Raw genomic sequence first — 19,665 nt, forward strand, 5'->3', positions numbered from 1 at the left:
AAAGAATAAAAAATATCGTTTTATTGTCAGCCTATGCAAAAATGATATGGGATAAATGATTCAGGGAAACGTATGGCTGCCGTTAATTTACGTCACATTGAAATTTTTCACGCCGTAATGACTGCCGGAAATCTCACCGAAGCGGCGCGGCTGCTGCATACCTCGCAGCCTACGGTCAGTCGCGAGCTGGCGCGTTTTGAGAAAGTGCTGGGATTAACGCTGTTTGAGCGCACACGCGGGCGTTTACATCCGACGGTGCAAGGGCTACGCCTGTTCGAAGAGGTACAACGCTCCTGGTATGGGTTGGATCGCATCGTCAGCGCGGCGGAAAGCCTGCGCGAGTTCCGTCAGGGCGAGCTCTCTATCGCCTGCCTGCCGGTCTTTTCACAATCCTTTTTGCCGCCGTTACTACCGCCTTTTCTGGCGCGTTATCCGGATGTCAGCCTGAATATTGTGCCGCAGGAGTCGCCGTTGCTGGAAGAGTGGCTCTCCGCCCAGCGCCACGACTTAGGGCTGACGGAGACGCTTCATGCCCCGGCAGGAACAACCCGTACCGAGTTACTAACGCTAAATGAAGTGTGCGTACTGCCCTGCGACCATCCGCTTGCCGCCAAAACGGTACTGACGCCAGACGATTTTCAGGGGGAAAACTTTATCAGCCTCTCCCGCCTGGACAGCTATCGACAGTTGTTGGATACGTTATTTGCCGAACATCAGGTGAAGCGCAGAATGGTGGTGGAAACGCATAGCGCGGCCTCCGTCTGCGCGATGGTGCGCGCCGGGGCGGGCGTTTCGATCGTTAACCCGCTAACCGCGCTGGACTATGCCGCCAGCGGCGTCACCGTTCGCCGCTTCAGCATTGACGTGCCCTTTACCGTCAGCCTGATTCGCCCGCTACACCGCCCCGCCTCCGCGCTGGTTGACGCCTTCAGTAAGCATTTACAAACGCACCTTTCGCGCCTGGTCGAACCGCTGGAGGTTATTCTGGGGCCGATGACGAAAGCATAAAGCTCACGGCATCTGCGGCATGAATTGCCGTGGTATCGAAAACCGGTAGCGCGCTTTGCGTCTGGGGAACAAGCAAACCTATTTCAGTGCAGCCAAAAATAACGCCCTGCGCGCCTTGCGCAGCCAGTTGTTCGATAACCTGTAAATAATAGTGGCGCGACGCGTCAGTGAATGTCCCCTGGCAGAGCTCGTCAAAAATGACCTGATTGATACGCGCCCGATCGTCCGCCTCCGGCACGATGGTCTCAATCGCAAATTGCTGTTCCAGCCGCCCGCGATAAAAATCCTGCTCCATCGTATAGCGAGTCCCTAATAGCGCCACGCGATGCAACCCCTGACGGGCGATAGCTCGCCCGGTAGCATCCGCGATGTGTAGGAAAGGCAGAGAACAACGAGATTCAATAATGTGCGCGATTTTATGCATGGTGTTGGTACACAGCACAATGCCTTCTGCGCCCGCCTGCTGTAACCCCTGCGCGGCCTGCGCCAGGATATCGCCCGCTTTATCCCATTCGCCGCGGCGTTGACATACTTCAATATCGTGAAAATCTACGCTATGCAGCAGTAAGCTCGCCGAGTGCAGGCCTCCCAACTGCTGTTTAATGCCTTCATTGATTAAACGGTAATAAGGGATAGTCGATTCCCAGCTCATCCCCCCCAACAGCCCGATCGTTTTCACTGCGCTCTCCTTTTTTTAAAGCATTATGGCAGTGAAGCAAACTTACACATCCGTTTCCAGTCTATTTTTCATCATGCCGGATAACAGGCGTCATCCGGCATGGGAGGGGGGATTACACGCCAATATTTCTTAGCTTCTCGCCCGCCATCAGCTTGCGTTCGATGTGCTCCAGGGTGACATTTTTGGTTTCCGGAATCAGCCAGAAAGTGATGCCGATAAAAGCGATATTCAGCGCGGTGTAAAGCCAGAATGTACCTGCCGCGCCAATGCTGTCCAACAGTGTCAGGAATGTCGCGCCGATGATCATGTTCGATACCCAGTTTGTCGTGGTTGAACAGGTAATGCCAAAATCACGGCATTTCAGCGGCTGGATTTCCGAACACAGTATCCACACCACCGGAGCGGCGCTCATCGCGTAACCGGCGATACACATCATCGTCATCCCAACGGAAAGCCAGGAGAGGCCGCTTGATGCCGTACCGTTATCAAACTGCATCAGGCAGTAGCCCAACACCAATGTCCCTAACGCCATTACGCTGAAACCGATTTTTAACGCCGGTTTACGCCCGGCCTTATCTACCGTAAAGACGGCGATAAACGTCGCGAACATAAAGGTCAGTCCGACCACCAGCGTAGCGATCATTTGCTGTTCCGTGGTGGTAAAGCCGGCCATTTTAAAAATGCGCGGCGCATAGTACATAATGATGTTCATGCCGGTGAACTGCTGCATTGCCTGTAGCAGCATACCGAGGAACACGGCGCGGCGAACATTGCGGTTAGCTTTAAATAATGCCCACCCGCCCTGCTTGAGTTTGAGGCTTTCCCGAATCTCATTCAGTTCATCACGGGCTTTTTCCGAGGTATCGCGCAGCATACGCAGCACCTCTTCCGCTTCAATATGGCGACCTTTTTGCGCCAGCCAGCGCGGACTATTCGGCAGGAATACCACCAGAATAATGAGCAACACCGCAGGCAGCGCCAGTACGCCCAACATCGCGCGCCAGTTGCCGCTGTAGCTGAATGCCGTATCGGATAAAAAAGCCAGCACAATGCCTAACGTCACCATCAGTTGATACATACTGATCATTTTGCCGCGAACATTTTCACTTGCCATTTCAGATAGATAAAGCGGCGCGGTATAGGAGGCAATCCCTACTGCTACGCCCAGTATCACGCGGGCACCAATCAATACTTCCACGCTGGAAGCAAACGCCGACCCCAGCGAGCCGAGCACAAACAAAATCGCGCCAGCCATCAGGCTATACTTACGCCCCAGCCGGAATGAAAGCCAGCCGTTAAATAATGCGCCAATTGCCGCGCCAAGCATCATACTGCTGACGACCCATTCCTGCAGCCGGCTGGTCAGTACGAAATGGTCGGTAATAAAAGGCAGCGCCCCGGCGATAACGCCGATATCCAGACCAAATAACAGTCCCGCTACCGCTGCAGAAACCGAAACAAACATATTCATACGTCGTGTGTCGCGAAGCGAACGCGGCGTTAAAGCAGAGTCATGATTAATAGAGACCATATTTTCCTGCCACAACAGAGTAAGACATAGCCTGAAAGTACGGGATACTCTTCCCCAAGTGTCAGGCTGGAAACGGCATAAATATGGATTAAATGGCTACGCTATAGCGATATGTGATGGATATTACACTTTTTAAATTTAACGCCGTTGCCGGGTATTTTTTTAAACTACCAATATTTCAATCAATTAAAGCATTGATCATAGCTATTATTTAACAATATATGGATTAAGTTAAACCCACAATATGGACTATGCTAATGAGATCATAAAAAAACCCTGTACCAGGACAGGGCTTTATCAGTTTTTCGGCCAAAGAGTCGATTTTCCCAGAAACGCATTTGTCAGTAGCGGATTAACGCGCCAGCCAACCGCCATCTACCGCTATGGTATAGCCGTTAATATAATCAGCGGCGCTGGATGCCAGGAAGACTACCGGGCCCATTAAATCGCCCGGTAGCCCCCAACGTCCAGCCGGAATACGGTCGAGAATTTCGGCGCTACGTTGTGCATCAGCGCGCAATTGCTGGGTATTATTCGTGGACATATAGCCCGGTGCGATGGCGTTCACATTGATATTGTGTTTCGCCCACTCGTTCGCCATCAGACGTGTTATTCCCATTACGCCGCTTTTCGACGCGGTATAAGACGGAACGCGAATGCCGCCCTGGAAGGAGAGCATAGACGCGATATTAATAATTTTGCCGCCGTTGCCCTGGGCAATAAAATATTTTGCCGCCGCCTGAGACATAAAGAACACGCTCTTGATGTTCAGGTTCATGACGTCATCCCAGTCTTTTTCCGTGAAATCAATCGCATCTTCACGACGGATCAAACCCGCGTTATTCACCAGAATATCAATATGACCGTATTCCGCCACCGCCCGTTCCAGTAATGCCGGAATACCATCGATTTGACGCAGATCGGCTGTCAGGCTTAAAAAACGACGTCCCAGAGCGGTGACGCGCGCAATAGTGTCCGTCGGTTCAACAATGTTAATACCGACAATGTCACAGCCCGCTTCCGCCAGCCCTAACGCCATCCCCTGCCCCAATCCGGTATCGCACCCCGTCACAACCGCGACTTTACCTTCAAGAGAAAATGCATTCAAAATCATTGTTAATCCTTATTTTTGTCATGCCTGTCACGCACAGGCGTTATCACCGGTCGCGACTAGCGCAGATCTTGTACCGCAACGTGATCCATGTCATCGAAGACCTGATTTTCTCCCACCATGCCCCAAATAAACGTATAGGCTTTGGTGCCAACGCCGGAATGTATTGACCAGCTTGGGGAAATAACCGCCTGTTCATTACGCATCACAATATGACGGGTTTCCTGAGGCTGCCCCATCATATGGAAAACGCAACTGTCTTCTTCCATATTGAAATAGAGGTAAACTTCCATACGGCGCTCATGGGTATGGCATGGCATGGTGTTCCATAGATTGCCGGGCGCCAGTTCGGTGAGTCCCATACTGAGCTGACAGGTTTCCAGTACATCCGGTACGAAGTATTTATTGATGGTGCGACGGTTACTGGTGAGGTTATCGCCTAAGGTGACGGGCGCAACGTCGGCAGGCGACACTTTTTTCGTCGGATAAGCGGTATGCGCTGGCGCGCAGTTGTAATAAAACTTCGCCGGTCTGCTCGCCTCATTGCTGACGAAGACCAGCTCTTTCGCCCCTTTACCAATATACAGAGCATCACGATGACCAATGTCATGACGCTGCCCGTCAACGATAATGGCGCCCGCGCCGCCAATATTAATGACGCCCAGCTCGCGGCGGTCCAGTAACCGGGAAACGCCAAGCTGTTTACCCACCTCTCCGCCGATTTCAACAGAATGGCTGACGGGCATAATGCCGCCGACAATAATACGGTCGATATGGCTGTAGACCATCGTATATTCATCAGCGACAAAAATATTTTCTATTAAAAACTCGCGTCGCAGCGCCTGGGTGTCCAGCGTTTTAGCGTGCTCGCTATGGATGCTTTGCCTTACGTCCACTTTTCCCTCCAATGATAAATCGATCGCAACGGCATAAAATCAAAACACTGTTTTGATTTATTTAACGGCATCATAGTCGCCTGGATGAAGGTTTTCAACAATAAATAAAACAACGTTTCATTTATATGGTTGGTTATTTTTAAAACTGCTGTAGCGATCACGAACGGCGCTAAAACTTACACACATGTCTGATTTTCAGACATGTGCGCCAGATGCTGTATGCGGTTACTCAGATAAAAATTGGAGCTTGTTTTGGAACGGGGTCTGATGTGCGAATTGAATTAAAAGCGGTATGCGTCTGCAATGCCCGACGCGGCAAGACGTTCTGCGCTATAACGAAAAAGGGGGGTCTGTCACTGGCTTTGCCCTCGTGATAGAGGGCTTTTTATGACGGAATAATGAAGCAGAAAAAGGATGGCTGGCGCAGGATCAATCGCGTTCAATGGTTAAAGCAACGCCCTGGCCGCCACCAATACACAGCGTCGCCAGGCCTTTTCGCGCGTCGCGTTTAACCATTTCGTGCACCAGTGAAACCAGAATTCGACAGCCGGAAGCGCCAATAGGATGCCCCAGCGCAATCGCGCCGCCATTAACGTTTACCCGTCGCTCATCCCATTCCAGCATTTTTCCTACCGACAACGCCTGGGCGGCAAACGCTTCGTTGGCTTCGATAAGGTCGACCTCCGCCAGTTGCCAACCGGCACGCTCCAGACAGCGCCGGGTAGCATATACCGGCGCAATCCCCATTAGCGCAGGATCGACGCCGACGCTGGCAAACGCGCGGATGCGCGCCAGCACCGGCAGCCCCAGCGCCTGGGCTTTCGCCTCGCTCATCATCATCACCGCGGCGGCGCCATCGTTGATTGAGGAGGCATTACCCGCCGTCACCGAACCTAAACTATCAAACGCCGGGTGCAGCAGAGCTAACCCCTCCGCACTGGCGTCGGCCCGCGGTTGTTCATCCGTATCGACAATTGCGGTCTGCCCATTACGTTGCGTGACGATGGGGACAATCTCATCTTTAAAACGCCCGGTATCAATCGCGGTCCTGGCTTTTTGCTGCGAACTGAGCGCATAAGCATCCTGTAACTCGCGGCTGATGCCATATTCCCGCGCCAGGTTTTCTGCCGTCACGCCAATGTGATAATCGTTGAAGGCATCCCATAAGCCATCATGTACCAGACTATCCACCAGATTGTCGGCATCAGGCAACGCGCCGGTACGGCTATCATTGAGGACATGCGGCGCACGGCTCATATTCTCCTGCCCGCCCGCGATAACAATGTCCGCTTCGCCGCACTGAATAGCCTGCGTCGCCAGGTGCAACGCTTTTAAACCGGAACCACAAACGTCATTAATGGTAATGGCGGAAACGGTTGTCGGCAGCCCTCCTTTGATGGCTGACTGGCGCGCCGGATTCTGCCCGGCGCCAGCCGTCAGTACCTGACCGAGGATGACCTCATCGATAGCGTTAGCGTCCACGCCGGTGCGCTCAATTAACGCTTTTACGACCATGCTCCCCAGCTCGACGGCGGAATGACGGGCCAGCGTTCCCTGAAAACAGCCGATGGGTGTCCGTAAAGCCCCCACTATCACAACCTCTTTCATTACCACCTCAGCGCAAAATGACACCGCCATAGTAGAGCATTGTTAAAATTAGTTATCTTGATTGTTTAAAAAAAGTGAGTTTTATCACAAAGGAAATGACGCTGATTTGACGGTGGTACAGCTTATTTCTGCTGCAAATGGTAGCGAAGCCAGTTCCCCGCCGTTCCGGGCGGCGTTTTCTTGTTCCACAGCAAATCAATAGCAATCGCCCTCGGCCAGCCAGGAACATCCAGCTGCGCCAGCGGTTTTTCCGCCGCAAACTCTTCCACCAGTGCGCAGGGCAATACGCACCAGCCAAATCCCTGAACCGCCATGCTCAACAGCAATAAATAGTTTGGCGCTGACCAGGCCGGGCCGCGCGTAATGTTGGCGTTAGATTCAAGGTAGGTATTCAGACGCAGCTCGCGCCAGGTATGCAGTTGCTCCCATTGCAGGTTCGTCTGCGACGCCAACGGATGCGTGGTCGCCACATAAACCCCCATCCAGCTTTGAACAGGCAGACGCGTCGCGCCAATGTCTGTGGGATAGTCATCACGCGCTTCAATCAGGCCTATCTGGGCGCGCCCTTTTTGCAGCAGGTCGATGACATCATCATTTTCTCCGATCAAACATTCAAACTCGGTATGCGGAAATTGACGATCAAACTGCGCCATTAACTCTTCCAGACTGTCAGGGTGCAGGGTATCAGAGAGGACGAACGTGAGTCTTGCCTCCGTCTCGCCGGATAACGTCAGCGCCACCTCATCCAGACGGTCGCTCGCCGATAAAATAGCCTGAACATAGCTAAGCACCCGTTTTCCTTCTTCGGTCAGAACGGGCTGGCGCGATGATCGATCAAATAATGAAAATCCCAGATCCGCCTCCAGATGCGCAATGGCGGTACTAATGGTGGACTGGCTTTTACGCAGGCGGCGCGCCGCCGCAGAAAACGAACCGCAAGAGACGGTCTCAACAAATGCCATTAACGCTTCAGGTGAGTAACGCATAACCTATCTACTTTATCGATGGATATTATCTTTTAGGTATCACATTAAACGATAAAATAGCGGAAATTTCTTTAGTTTGATTAAGAGTAAGGTTTTTTCGTTTATGCAACATGACGCCATACAACGTCGCTCGCTGCCGGAGCGTATTTTCCATGCTGTCTGTTTTGAAGGTATTGCAACTGCGATACTGGCGCCAACGACCGCCTGGCTAATGCAGCGCTCGGTGCTGGAGATGGGCGGCCTAACGATATTGCTGGCAACGACGGCCATGATCTGGAATATCATTTATAACGCTCTGTTTGATCGACTGTGGCCTGCGCATCAGGTGAGACGAACCGCCAAAGTGCGCGCATTCCATGCGTTAGGATTTGAAAGTGGGTTTATTGTCATTGGCGTGAGTATTGTCGCCTGGGTACTGAATGTCAGCCTGCTACAAGCATTCACCCTGGAGATTGGTTTCTTCCTGTTCTTTTTGCCGTACACGATGCTGTACAACTGGGCATACGATGTTTTACGCCAGCGAATAGTGACCCGCCGCCAACAGCGCGTTAGTGCATGATATTGCTCTTTTTTGCCGGGATCGCAACGCTCCCGGCCCATCTCCTCCACGACATCCATCTGCTTAAAACGCCCCCAACTGACGCTATTTATGGTAAATTGCGCTTCTTTTTGTGTGTTTTATAGTTGATAAATTCAAATAATGTCTAAAATTTGGTCAAAAGATGAGACTCTCTGGAGTTTTGCATTATACGGAACGGCTGTAGGCGCAGGCACTCTTTTCCTTCCCATCCAGTTGGGATCGGCAGGCGCAATCGTGCTATTTATTACCGCGCTGGTCGCCTGGCCTCTGACATACTGGCCGCATAAGGCGCTGTGTCAGTTTATTCTCTCCTCAAAGACTTCTGCCGGTGAGGGAATTACTGGCGCCGTTACTCATTATTACGGCAAAAAAATCGGCAATATTATTACCACGCTTTATTTCATTGCGTTTTTTGTCGTGGTATTAATTTATGCGGTGGCGATTACCAATTCCCTGACAGAGCAATTAGCGAAGCATATTCAGATAGATATTCGCATCCGGATGGCAGTTAGCTTCGGCGTAGTACTTATCCTGAATATGATTTTCTTAATGGGAAGACATGCCACTCTTCGCGTAATGGGCTTTTTAGTCTTTCCACTTATCGCTTACTTCTTGTTCCTTTCGCTCTACTTAACCGGAAGCTGGCAACCCTCGTTACTGACCGGGCAGATGTCTTTGGATAGTCACACGTTGCACCAGGTATGGATTTCTATTCCGGTGATGGTTTTTGCTTTTAGCCATACGCCCATTATTTCGACGTTTGCCATCGACAGACGGGAAAATTTTGGCGATCAGGCCATGGATAAATGCAGAAAGATCATGAAGGTCGCCTACCTGATTATCTGCCTGAGCGTGCTATTCTTTGTCTTTAGCTGCCTGCTCTCCATTCCGCCGTCATACATTGAAGACGCGCGCAACGAAGGCGTTACCATCCTTTCCGCGCTCTCGATGATGCCCAATGCGCCGGCCTGGCTCTCTATTTCCGGTATTATCGTTGCCGTCGTGGCCATGTCGAAATCTTTCCTCGGCACCTATTTCGGCGTCATTGAGGGCGCAACCGAAATGGTAAGAACCACCCTACAGCAGGTTGGCGTGAAAAAAAGCCGGGCGTTCAATCGCGCGCTGTCTATCATGCTGGTTTCCGGGATTACGTTTATTATTTGCTGTATTAACCCGAATGCCATCTCTATGATTTATGCCATTAGCGGCCCGCTCATTGCGATGATTCTGTTTATTATGCCCACGTTGTCAACGTACCTGATACCGGCATTGAAACCCTACCGTTCAGTAGGTAATTTCATTACGTTGGTCGTCGGTTTACTTTGCGTATCGGTGATGTTTTTCGGCTAAAGTAAAAGATAGCCGGGATATAACTCCCGGCTATTTTATATAAGAATCCAGCACCTTTAATATTACGTCCAGATCTTCTTCACGCCTGGCTTCATCACTCTGATGAACGATATGCTCGGTCAGATGCCCTTTAATCACCTCGCGCATTAAGCCATTTACCGCGCCGCGAATCGCCGCGATCTGTTGTAACACGGCCGCGCATTCATGCGGTTCATCCAGCATTTTTTTTAGCGCTATCACCTGTCCCTGAATCTTGCTGGTTCTGGCTTTAAGCTTTTGTTTGTCCCGGATGGTATGTGACATTGCAACACCTCACTTACATTAACGAATACAAATTATAGCATTACGATGCTACTGGGGGGTAGTATTCCATACTGGGGGGGAGTAGAATAACGCCCACATAAAACAACTAAGAATCATTCTCATGGGTGAATTTTCGACACTTCTTCAGCAAGGAAACGGCTGGTTCTTCATTCCCAGCGCCATTTTATTAGGTATTTTGCACGGGCTTGAACCAGGGCACTCCAAAACTATGATGGCGGCTTTTATTATTGCCATTAAAGGTACGGTTAAACAGGCCGTCATGCTCGGTCTGGCAGCAACGCTTTCTCATACCGCGATCGTCTGGTTAATCGCGCTGGGTGGGATGTATCTTAGCCGGGCATTCACCGCACAATCAGTGGAACCATGGCTGCAGTTAATTTCTGCGATTATTATTCTGAGCACCGCGTGCTGGATGTTCTGGCGGACATGGCGAGGCGAGCAGCAGTGGCTGGCGGGAAACCACCATCACGACCACGACCACGACCACGACCACGACCACGACCACGACCACGACCACGACCACGACCACGACCATCATGGTCACATACATCCGAAAGGCGCAACGTCAAAAGCGTATCAGGATGCCCATGAACGCGCCCATGCTGCCGATATTCAACGCCGTTTTGATGGTCAAACAGTGACTAATGGACAGATCCTGCTGTTCGGCCTGACCGGAGGGCTTATCCCCTGTCCGGCTGCGATCACCGTTTTACTGATTTGTATCCAGCTTAAAGCGTTTACGCTGGGCGCCACGATGGTGCTGAGCTTTAGTCTTGGCCTGGCATTAACGCTGGTGACGGTAGGCGTGGGCGCGGCGATAAGCGTTCAACAGGCAGCAAAGCGCTGGAGTGGTTTTTCGACGCTTGCCCGGCGGGCGCCCTATTTTTCGAGCATTCTGATTGGTCTGGTCGGCGTGTATATGGGAATTCATGGCTATACCGGGATCATGCAGTAAATATATAACGCTTCTGCTCAGGCCGTATCATTCACTTCGGGTTTCATTCCAGAAGCGTTTTTACTTATCAAACGGTATGAAAGGCCATACATTCAGCGTCCCGCCTGAATTCTGTATTTTACTCCACTACACCACAGGCAAAACACGCCCCACCGCCACCGGGTGTAGCCGGAGTGTCAGTGTTTCTGGATAGGGTCGCCGGAGGCGGGTTATTGCGGAGCGATAAACGGAGTTCGCTGCAGTGATTTACAAAACCGGGTACCAAACAGCAGTTCCCGTAATCGGTTCCGCATTCCCAGCTTCACCAGTAACCGGTATTTGTCCTGCCAGATTTGCTTCTCCTGCGTATTCAGCCTTCCACACAACGCTGACAACCTTCCCCGTCCACGGTAAACTTCCTGAAGCAAGCGTAACTGGGCCAGGCTCACTCCGCATGCCAGTATCTCCCGGTGCATCAACTGGTCCATATAGTTCATCAACCGCTTCGGATTGTTAAATATCGGTGGCACTTCCAGAAAGCCCGTCACCGGAGCCGGAGATAACAAAAAGGCGTCCAGCTCTCCTGTCCTGCGCAGGCGTGCGCCCCCGGCCCACTGTTCACCCCGCCGCCCCCGGATAAGTATCTCCGCCAGTTCCTGCTCCAGCAGCGCCGGGATGCCGCCGTATACCTTCAGTACCACCCGGTCGCTGAAAAACAGCTCATCGCTGATAATCATAACCGGGTAGTCCGGCAGGATCTGCCTCAGGGAATAGAACAAAAAGAGATGTTCACGGGGACGCAGACACAGTATCAGTATGGCCTCCGGTTTCCGACGTAATTGCTGCAACAGAACAGGCAGCCTGTATGCGGTTTCACAGTTGCAGCCCGGCAGAAATCTTCGGACCAGGTGTGCCACGGCGCTCGTCACCGGCCAGCAGTCACCGTAAACGATAATCTGCCGGGCCGGCATCCGGTTATGTTCCGTCATCCTCATCCTCCTTCTTTTTCAGGATCTTCCCCGCATTTCTGTTACTGCACAGCCGGTTCCACAGTTCATTTGCCATCGACCTGTCACCATTACCGACCCGGCGTTTTGATACCGGCGGCGGTCCGGCCTTTTCACGGCGCGTGGACGGGGTGGGACTGTCAAGAACCCGGATAACATAAATCTCATAGCGTCGTGCTTTATTGGGCAGGGTCTGGTGACGGCAGATGCTGACCACCCGCGATGTTTTGCTTCGCAGATAGGCAATCAGGTAGCTGGCCCGTCTGGCCGTGATGTGAAACGCCTCTGCTATCTGGTTACGCTGAACCCAGTTCTGCTGCAACAGGCACCAGTGTGCCACGATGATATACAGGGGCTCGCCGGCATACTGGCGGACACTTACCGGAATAAAACAGGCATCATGGTTAGTCTGTCCGGGATAATGAATATCGTTACCTGAAAAAACTATCTTCTCTTTTGATTTATCAGAAGACATGCAGACTCTCCGTTTTTTAGTGAAAAAGACCGAGAAGAAAAAATAATCATAAAGATAAATTTATAGCTATTTTTTAATTAACTATCAGGAAATGGTATTTAATCCTGCTAATTGTAAGTAACAATAACTGTCATTGCGGCTGAAAAAGCACCTGTTTTAATTACCGCACCGGGTATAGCTTCGACCTTTGCTTTATACTGTTTTATAATTCTGCCACCGGCACCGTTATCAAGATGGATAGATCCCATATCTGCTTTCACATTAAATTTAACTGGTGTGTTATTATCCACATCCATTACCGACAGTCTGAAACCATTGTTTTCTTGTTTATTATTCTTAAGAATCACGGTGCTGTCAGCATCTGCCAGTGTCAGACCGTTGGTCCTGAACTCTATAGCCAGTGGGGCGACGAACGGGATCTGCGTTCCGACATTCTGTTGTGCTGTAACGGTGAAAGGTACTTCCCTGGGCACCATGGTTTCCTTATATTCCGTATAAAAACGCCCCATATTGATGGTAGCAGAAGGAGAGATAATAACCTTGCCTGAGTTGTCAGGAATAAACCTGAGATTAAAGGCAGAAACAGTTAAAGGTCTGAATGGAACAGTTGGTGGTTCAACAGACAGTCCGGGTTGTGACGGGCTATAGGGATATATATTAATTTTACTTCCCGGAATATTTATGTCCAAAAAATTATTATTAAAAACCCGTTCGACAAAAATACGTACTGTAATAGTTCCGCTCCGGTTATATGTTTTTTGCGCTTCCATACGTTGCCCGAATGCTTTTGAACTGGACCAGCCTGAAAACCCTGCCTGTATATCCCTCCACGTAAATGTCACGGGAGTCAAGCTCCCTTCCTGAACAACGATATCCATTCCAAGACCGCGATCTCTTAGCGCAGTGGCTACCTGTCTCATATCGGAAAGCGAAACTGCTGTAGAGTAAACAAGTGAATTAAAACTGCTCCATGTTGTAGTACAGGTATAACTTATGGGAACAGTAATCTTCTGCAGTTCCTGCCCTTGTAAATATTGTCCTCCCTTCAGACTGATATTCTGAATATTTACATTTCCATTGGCATCACATTTTGACCAGTCATAGTTTGCCCGCGCAGAATCACAGACAGCAAAGAAAAGAAACACACCTGACAGTATCAGTGATTTCATATTGAATAATCGTCCTGTCATGATGTCGCCCCTGCGTCCTTAAACGCGCAGTTCAGGGCATCGCAGGTGTAGCGGTTCATCTGCAGTCCACCGTAATCATCAATATACCCCACCCACAGCGTCCGGGTTTCTGCCGGCAGAACAGCCTTTAAAGGCAGGCTCCCCAGGGGCGGCACCATCACGCCCTCGCGGAAACCGCTGAGCCTGTGGCTGCGGTCTGCTCCCAGCCACGCCACAGTGATGTAGTACGGCGTCGGGTTTCTGAGGGTCAGATGTCCCGCATTCCGCTCAGCAGTCAGCTTTCTTTCCGGCTGGTCACTGCTGCTTCTGATAATGGCTTTCGGACGGTAAAACAGTTTCAGCTGGCTCTGCATGGCCAGTTGCAGGACGTTGTCGTCTTCCGGCTTCGGGGGAACGCCCCGCACGTTAAACCAGAACAGTGTTTCCCTGTCCTGAGGGAGCTTATCTGTCAGCCCACGAACCTGGGTGATGCGGACCTGGGATTTCTGTCCGGCATCAATACGCTGCAGCGGCGGCAGCGCCATCAGCGCATCCGTTCTCACCCCGTCAGCATCCGTCACCCAGGACTGCGCCAGGAACGGCGTGGTTTTGTCATCGTTATTCAGCGTGATGGCCACCGTTTTCTGCGATGCATCCATGATAATACGGGTCCGGTCGACATTGACGGCCGCCGGGCTGCACTGGCTCCATGCTGCCGCCAGCGCGAGTAAAATCACACGGCTTCTTCTGCTGTTTTTCACCTGTTTTCTCCGTTAGTCCTGCTCTGTGACAGGGATATTTTTATCTGCAGGGCAGTAACAGCGGCCCCCGGCTGAGTGTCACCGTTTCCGGCAGGGTGAGTCTGCACTGCACCCGGCCATCCCAGGACACGTTCAGGGTCCGGCGGTCTTCCCCGCTGAGGCCTGTCAGGTAAGCCAGACCGTCATCCCCGACCATCCCCGCGGTTCTGCCGGTTTTCCCGGACACCACCAGGGAGCCAAACGGCGGACTGGCGCCATCAGCCAGTCGGATATGACCGAGCACCTGCTCCCCCTGGCTGGCGTCAATCTTCCGGTAGCCCACCGCGCCCTCCGTCAGCACCTGGCTGATGACGGAGCTGCTGACGTCCACGTCCTCCGGCAGGGCGGCCACATCAACCGAAATATCACTGCGGCGGTAGCTGCTGCCGGCGCTCACCACGCCCACCCCGAAGCGGTTGGTCACCCCGCTGTTGCCGTTTACCGGCACACCGGCCACGTCTCCGGTATCTATCATCATGCGGGGCTCATTCCCGGCCATCGACTGGCTGAAAGCGGCGCCGTGGGCGGTGGCGGTCACCGAGCCGTACCAGCTCAGGCCCAGGCTGCGGTACTGTCCGGGCTGCAGGGTGGCGTCCGCTGCCGCCTGGCCCCACGGTAGACGGCTCTGCACGCTGCCGCTAAAGCTGCTGTTACTACCAGTGTCATAGCGGTTATGACCGGCGCTGATGTTCCATGTGGTGTCCGGGTTATGGAAATCGCTGTAATTCACGGTCTGCTGCAGGCCGCCCCGGTTATCTTTCTGTACGCTGTAACTCACCTGGCGGCTGTCTCCCCACGGGATACTGATGGTGGCGTAGACCTGGTTCTGGCTCCCCCCGCCGGTGTACTGGTTACGGGCAAACGACACCGAGGCCGAGAGCCCCTGAAGGTCGCCGAGACTGAACACTTTGTTGAAGCTGAGCATGTAGTTATTGTTGGACTGCGCATTCCAGTAATTGAGCCGGCTTACCGAGAGGGCAGCGCTCATATTGAGTACCGGAACGGACTGGCTATAAGTCACGGTGTAGCTTTGTTTTTCATGCCATGCATCGCCGCCGTCGGTGGCCCGACGCTGCAGGTACTCCGGCATGGAAAGAAAATGGCGGTCCGAGAAGCGGTATCCGACGAACGCCAGGGTACTGCCGGTTTTATCAAACGTTTTGGCATAGTTGATACGGTAGCTGTAACCGGACTGCTTCTGCCCATGCGGCAACCGCGCATCTGAGCGGGTGACGTCCGCAGACAGAGCGCCCAGCAGCCCCATATTCTGGCCGATCCCGAGCGCCGCGGACTGGTAGTCGCCGGTGGAGGCAATGAGGCCGCCATACAGCGACGTGTTGTTAAATGCTCCCCAGGTGGCCTCCCCGAGCAGAAAGTCAGGGCTGACCGTGCTGTTGTTATGCGTCCCGCCGTACAGCGGACGTCCGGCGGCCACCTTATAGCGAACCTGTCCCTGGCGTGCCATAAAGGGGACGCTGGCCGTGTTGACCTGCCAGGTCCGGACGCTGCCGTCGCTTTCCCGGACGCTGACATCCAGGTTGCCGCTGATATTCTGGCTCAGGTCGGGAAGCTCAAAAGGCCCCGGCGACACCCGGGTCTGGTACAGAATGCGGCCATTCTGGCTGACGGTAACCTGTGCATTACTGTTCGCAATGCCGCTGATTTTCGGGGCATACCCCTGAAGAGAGGGTGGCAGCATGCGCTCATCGCTGGCCAAAGTGAGCCCGGCAAAGCGGAAGGAGTCAAAAATAGCGGAGCTGAGGTACGTCTGTCCGAGCGTCAGTTTTGAACGCAGTGCTGGCAGGGCACGGAACAGATACGTCTGCGGCAGATAAAAATCAGACTGTGATGCGCCCTGCCCACTGTCAAAACGGCTGTACTGGTAATCGCTCCGCAACCGCCAGGCGCCGAGATTAAACCCGGCGGTGCCGTAGAGGCTGTAGCTGGTAGAGGTCTCCCCCTGCTGCGGCATATAGCGGTTGACCATCAGGCTGTAATCGAGCAGGCCGGCGGTGACGCCGTCGCTCCAGCGTGAAGGGGGGATCCAGTCCGGGTCCTGATATCGCATCCAGGCCTGGGGGATAATGAAGGTCAGACGCTGATTTTCAGCGCTGTACCGTACCTGACTGTCAGCGGAGCGCAACTCAAGGCATTGCCCGTCCGGGATACCGGTAACGGGTTTCAGGCCATGAATAATCTTATCCTTAAGACCCAGCATGGCCACCATGTCTGTTGTCACACAGATGACGGCCGCGTCGAGTCCGGCAACCGGTACAACCCTGACCGGATACTGTTCCCGTACCGGCTGGTCATTGAGCCAGATATCGAGAATATAGTTACCGGGCGCCACATACCCCTCGCGACTGAAGGCCGTGAGGTCCACGTTAGACAGGTTCCCGCTGTCCAGCAGGCTGGCATTGAACTCCGTGGCCTGCGACTTCAGGACGGAAAATGTCAGGGTAATCAGAATGGCAAGCCGGGTAATTTTCATGGCATGGCGCTTTCGTGTTGTCGTCCGTGTAACAGACAGCCCGCAGGCACAGTCAGATATAAAAGCCGTCCGATCCCCTCCGTGGACGGCTTCTCCCTGTCGTTATTTACCGCGTAAAATCACAAGTATTTCAGGGTGTAGGTGACGGAGGCGTTAACATCGCCAGGAGTTGCGGCATCTGTCAGGGCTATCAGGCGGGCAAAGAAGTTGAGTTCGTTATTCCCGGCCTGCAGTTGCTGGGCGTCGCCATCCGGCATCGGGGTATTGGGTGTAATCAGTGAGGTGTTGTCACTTTTCAGAAGCTGCACACCAACATGCTGGGCACTGCCGGTGCTGACGTAAGCTTTACCTGAGGTATCAGCTGTGCCACTGAAAGAGACGGTTACTTTAGACATTTTCCCTGCGGAGCCGGCTATTGTAGTTTCATTCGGATCGAAGGCGCAGTTCTGCAGATGAATGGTGAACGGTTTTGAGTCCGTGGTTGCATTGGCGGTATTCAGTTTACGGTAAGAAATCTGTCCAAACGGAACGGTGATTGCATCGTCGCCCGGTGCGATATCACAGGGTGAGTTGGTGATGGTACCAGTGAAGGTAATTTTACCTGAGCCGAACGGGCCTGCTGTGGGTGTAGTATCGGCGGCAAATACAGAAGCACCATACATCATACCGGCAGCCGCCATGGCAAGTATTATTTTATTACGCATAGATAATATGTCCTTTGGGTGAATGAGAATTATTTTGCAAAGGCTGAAAACAAATCTGAGGGTATTAATGAAAGCGTTCAGAAAAGATTCGTATGAATAATAAACGCCTGGTGTTAAACGAAGCACCTGAACTTTCCATCGAAAAATATTGATTTCAGCTAATGCCTAATCAGTTGTAAGAAAATTCTTATTCAAATTAAAACAATAAAAATAGATCGATACGATCGATGATTATGATCGTAATTTAAGAATAATCATCAAAGAAATACTTTTTAATGTAATTATAAGCGGATGAATACCTAACAGACAGATATTCGCAGCGGACATGAAATATTTTGTAATATGTTATCGGGAATGTATGTTTTGCTTTTCCATCACACTGGATATTTACAAAACATAATACTAACCATATATAACAATAAAACTACTGGTAGCATAAAAAACTAGATATAACGCAAGTAAAAGGCATTTAATTCCAAAACATTAACTTAATAAATCATTATGAACCATCATAAGCGGAAGGGATAAAAAATAATAAATGAAATGATATTCTTCTGTATTTGTGATGAGCATCACAATAGATATGAATGCAGGTACCCTGACATTACTGAACTTCACGGATGAAATTTAAAAGCAATGCCGACAGCAAAGAACAAACTGGTAATAGCTGTCAGACATAATGCTGCCTGCTGTAATATATACAGCAGGCTGGGGGATATTAATGCGCGGAATCGTGCTGCACGGGGGCCGTGGGTAATTCCTGAACTGACTGAGAATCCACAATTATGCCATCCTGAGCTGATTTCAGTATCAGACCTGCCTGATAGTATTTTCCTTCGTTCATCAAGGAAAGCGCTGTGGTCACATCCTTACGGGTTTGCTGAAGAGGAATGAGTTCCTGATTTTCAATCATACTGACGCCTGCTAGTTTCAGGGCCTCTATAGTCCCTTTTTTATCTCCTTCTTTCATTTTCTGGTTTGCTTTATTAATAGCATCATTTTTCTGCCCCGCAGGGAGATAATCTTCGGCTACCGTAATCGATGAATTTATCCGAATATAGCGGTCTCCTTCAACTGGGGCTTTTTTATCTGATTTGACATACAGGTTCCAGTCAGTGCTGTCATCGTTCAGGAGTTTTTCTGCTTGCGCAGCCAGTTGTTCCGCCTTTTGGGTTCGACCATTAAACAACTCGAATCGCGACATTCCGATATCACGCATGGCCTGCCAGGCCTGTCCGGATATCTTGTCATTATTCAGAGTAACATTATCAGTCATGTTTGTTGCGGCCATAACATTTCCTGAAAACAGGATAACCATCAGCGCAACGCCTGGCATAATATGGCTTTTCATAATCCATCATCTCCACAAAGTAACATTTTTTATCGAATTATCCTATTCAGAACCGGTAACCCACGCCAAGATTAAAGCCGTTGCTATTAAGGCTTCCGCTGTTATGGGTAGCATCAAAATCCGCACCCTCATAACCCAGATTTATAGCGACATTACTGACCGGGGTATAAGCCACGCCTGCAGAATAACCATATCCGACCTTACTGTCAGACTCATTTATTCCGTGATCACGCTGATGCAATAATACGGGGCCCACTTGACTATACAGGCTTAACTGGTTATTTATTTTCCATGAAGGGCCTGCAAGCAGGGAGTAATAACGGGTTGTTACACGACCATTACTGCTTTCATCGGAATAGCGCTGGCTTCCATTTAGCCAGGCAAATGAGGTTGTCAGCCCCCAGTCCGGTGACATTTCATAGTTGTTTGCCAGCCGAACCCCACGCAACGTCCCGGCGTGATTAGTATGGGACTGGGCGTATCCAAGCGAAAATGTACTGGCATTATCGTCTGCCCATACCGGACTGGCTGCAGCAGACAGCAGAACAATACCGGCACTTCCGGCTAATAGCATTTTGTTCATCTTCTTCTCTCCGGTTATTTTTACCTGATGCCTTACTGGCATGTATTAAGTTAAAATCTTTCCGTGATAACAAACTAT

The 19,665-nt window shown here is 51.3% G+C and carries 19 protein-coding genes; 4 read left to right on the plus strand and 15 right to left on the minus strand.

Features of this window, described 5'->3' with window-relative positions; genetic code table 11:
• Positions 1-72 precede the first annotated feature (72 nt).
• The gene (locus J4614_RS14105; protein WP_000741798.1) at positions 73-1,008 is read left to right on the plus strand and encodes a LysR family transcriptional regulator; all 936 of its coding nucleotides are present in this window, start codon (positions 73-75) and stop codon (positions 1,006-1,008) included.
• Here J4614_RS14105 and J4614_RS14110 read toward each other — a convergent pair.
• From J4614_RS14110 to J4614_RS14135, 6 genes are all read right to left on the minus strand, one after another.
• On the minus strand, positions 980-1,687 hold the full coding sequence (locus J4614_RS14110; protein ID WP_000848629.1) for an aspartate/glutamate racemase: 708 nt from the start codon (positions 1,685-1,687) through the stop codon (positions 980-982). The genes J4614_RS14105 and J4614_RS14110 overlap by 29 nt on opposite strands.
• Positions 1,688-1,799: 112 nt before the next feature.
• Positions 1,800-3,218 (minus strand): arabinose-proton symporter AraE, encoded by a 1,419-nt coding sequence (gene araE / locus J4614_RS14115; RefSeq protein ID WP_000253650.1) that lies wholly within the window; start codon positions 3,216-3,218, stop codon positions 1,800-1,802.
• Positions 3,219-3,570: 352 nt separating this feature from the next.
• Positions 3,571-4,332, minus strand: coding sequence for a 2-dehydro-3-deoxy-D-gluconate 5-dehydrogenase KduD (gene kduD / locus J4614_RS14120; RefSeq protein WP_000602478.1), 762 nt, complete (start codon positions 4,330-4,332; stop codon positions 3,571-3,573).
• 56 nt (positions 4,333-4,388) lie between these two features.
• On the minus strand, positions 4,389-5,225 hold the full coding sequence (gene kduI, locus J4614_RS14125; RefSeq protein ID WP_000383274.1) for a 5-dehydro-4-deoxy-D-glucuronate isomerase: 837 nt from the start codon (positions 5,223-5,225) through the stop codon (positions 4,389-4,391).
• A 429-nt stretch (positions 5,226-5,654) separates the two neighbouring features.
• Positions 5,655-6,833, minus strand: a complete 1,179-nt coding sequence (locus J4614_RS14130) for an acetyl-CoA C-acetyltransferase (RefSeq protein WP_208293216.1) — start codon at positions 6,831-6,833, stop codon at positions 5,655-5,657.
• A 122-nt stretch (positions 6,834-6,955) separates the two neighbouring features.
• Positions 6,956-7,819: a LysR family transcriptional regulator gene (locus J4614_RS14135; protein WP_001270773.1), complete on the minus strand. Its 864-nt coding sequence runs from the start codon at positions 7,817-7,819 to the stop codon at positions 6,956-6,958.
• A 103-nt stretch (positions 7,820-7,922) separates the two neighbouring features.
• Here J4614_RS14135 and J4614_RS14140 point away from each other — a divergent pair, with 103 nt between their 5' ends.
• Both J4614_RS14140 and J4614_RS14145 read left to right on the plus strand, forming a co-directional pair.
• Complete coding sequence (locus J4614_RS14140) at positions 7,923-8,378, plus strand: multidrug/biocide efflux PACE transporter (protein WP_017465480.1); 456 nt, start codon at positions 7,923-7,925, stop codon at positions 8,376-8,378.
• A 141-nt stretch (positions 8,379-8,519) separates the two neighbouring features.
• Positions 8,520-9,749, plus strand: a complete 1,230-nt coding sequence (locus J4614_RS14145; protein WP_079946110.1) for an amino acid permease — start codon at positions 8,520-8,522, stop codon at positions 9,747-9,749.
• 30 nt (positions 9,750-9,779) lie between these two features.
• On the opposite strand, the gene rcnR is transcribed toward J4614_RS14145, so the two are convergent.
• Positions 9,780-10,052, minus strand: a complete 273-nt coding sequence (gene rcnR, locus J4614_RS14150) for a Ni(II)/Co(II)-binding transcriptional repressor RcnR (RefSeq protein WP_000019953.1) — start codon at positions 10,050-10,052, stop codon at positions 9,780-9,782.
• Between the two features lie 121 nt (positions 10,053-10,173).
• On the opposite strand from rcnR, the gene J4614_RS14155 reads away from it, so the two are divergent.
• Complete coding sequence (locus J4614_RS14155; RefSeq protein WP_023207641.1) at positions 10,174-11,028, plus strand: nickel/cobalt efflux protein RcnA; 855 nt, start codon at positions 10,174-10,176, stop codon at positions 11,026-11,028.
• Positions 11,029-11,237: 209 nt separating this feature from the next.
• Here the strand turns inward: J4614_RS14155 and J4614_RS14160 are convergent, their stop codons facing one another.
• From J4614_RS14160 to J4614_RS14195, 8 genes are all read right to left on the minus strand, one after another.
• Positions 11,238-11,996, minus strand: coding sequence for a hypothetical protein (locus J4614_RS14160; protein WP_023262941.1), 759 nt, complete (start codon positions 11,994-11,996; stop codon positions 11,238-11,240).
• The gene (locus J4614_RS14165; RefSeq protein WP_000093331.1) at positions 11,983-12,489 is read right to left on the minus strand and encodes a CaiF/GrlA family transcriptional regulator; all 507 of its coding nucleotides are present in this window, start codon (positions 12,487-12,489) and stop codon (positions 11,983-11,985) included. The genes J4614_RS14160 and J4614_RS14165 overlap by 14 nt, the downstream gene beginning before the upstream one ends.
• 107 nt (positions 12,490-12,596) lie before the next feature.
• Positions 12,597-13,679, minus strand: a complete 1,083-nt coding sequence (locus J4614_RS14170) for a fimbrial protein (RefSeq protein ID WP_080176963.1) — start codon at positions 13,677-13,679, stop codon at positions 12,597-12,599.
• Positions 13,676-14,419 (minus strand): fimbrial biogenesis chaperone StdC, encoded by a 744-nt coding sequence (gene stdC / locus J4614_RS14175; RefSeq protein WP_023213846.1) that lies wholly within the window; start codon positions 14,417-14,419, stop codon positions 13,676-13,678. The genes J4614_RS14170 and stdC overlap by 4 nt, the downstream gene beginning before the upstream one ends.
• 40 nt (positions 14,420-14,459) lie before the next feature.
• Positions 14,460-16,949, minus strand: a complete 2,490-nt coding sequence (gene stdB, locus J4614_RS14180; protein WP_000705477.1) for a fimbrial outer membrane usher protein StdB — start codon at positions 16,947-16,949, stop codon at positions 14,460-14,462.
• Positions 16,950-17,068: 119 nt separating this feature from the next.
• Positions 17,069-17,653 (minus strand): fimbrial protein, encoded by a 585-nt coding sequence (locus tag J4614_RS14185; RefSeq protein ID WP_001244639.1) that lies wholly within the window; start codon positions 17,651-17,653, stop codon positions 17,069-17,071.
• Positions 17,654-18,371: 718 nt separating this feature from the next.
• A complete protein-coding gene (locus tag J4614_RS14190; RefSeq protein ID WP_000835269.1) occupies positions 18,372-19,004 on the minus strand; it encodes a YfdX family protein in 633 nt (210 codons plus the stop codon).
• Between the two features lie 46 nt (positions 19,005-19,050).
• Positions 19,051-19,587, minus strand: a complete 537-nt coding sequence (locus J4614_RS14195; protein WP_001038499.1) for an STM3031 family outer membrane protein — start codon at positions 19,585-19,587, stop codon at positions 19,051-19,053.
• Positions 19,588-19,665 lie beyond the last annotated feature (78 nt).

Source organism: Salmonella sp. 32031103-2018-00083-FB-01-SM-01 (assembly GCF_017571995.1).
GTDB lineage: Bacteria > Pseudomonadota > Gammaproteobacteria > Enterobacterales > Enterobacteriaceae > Salmonella > Salmonella enterica.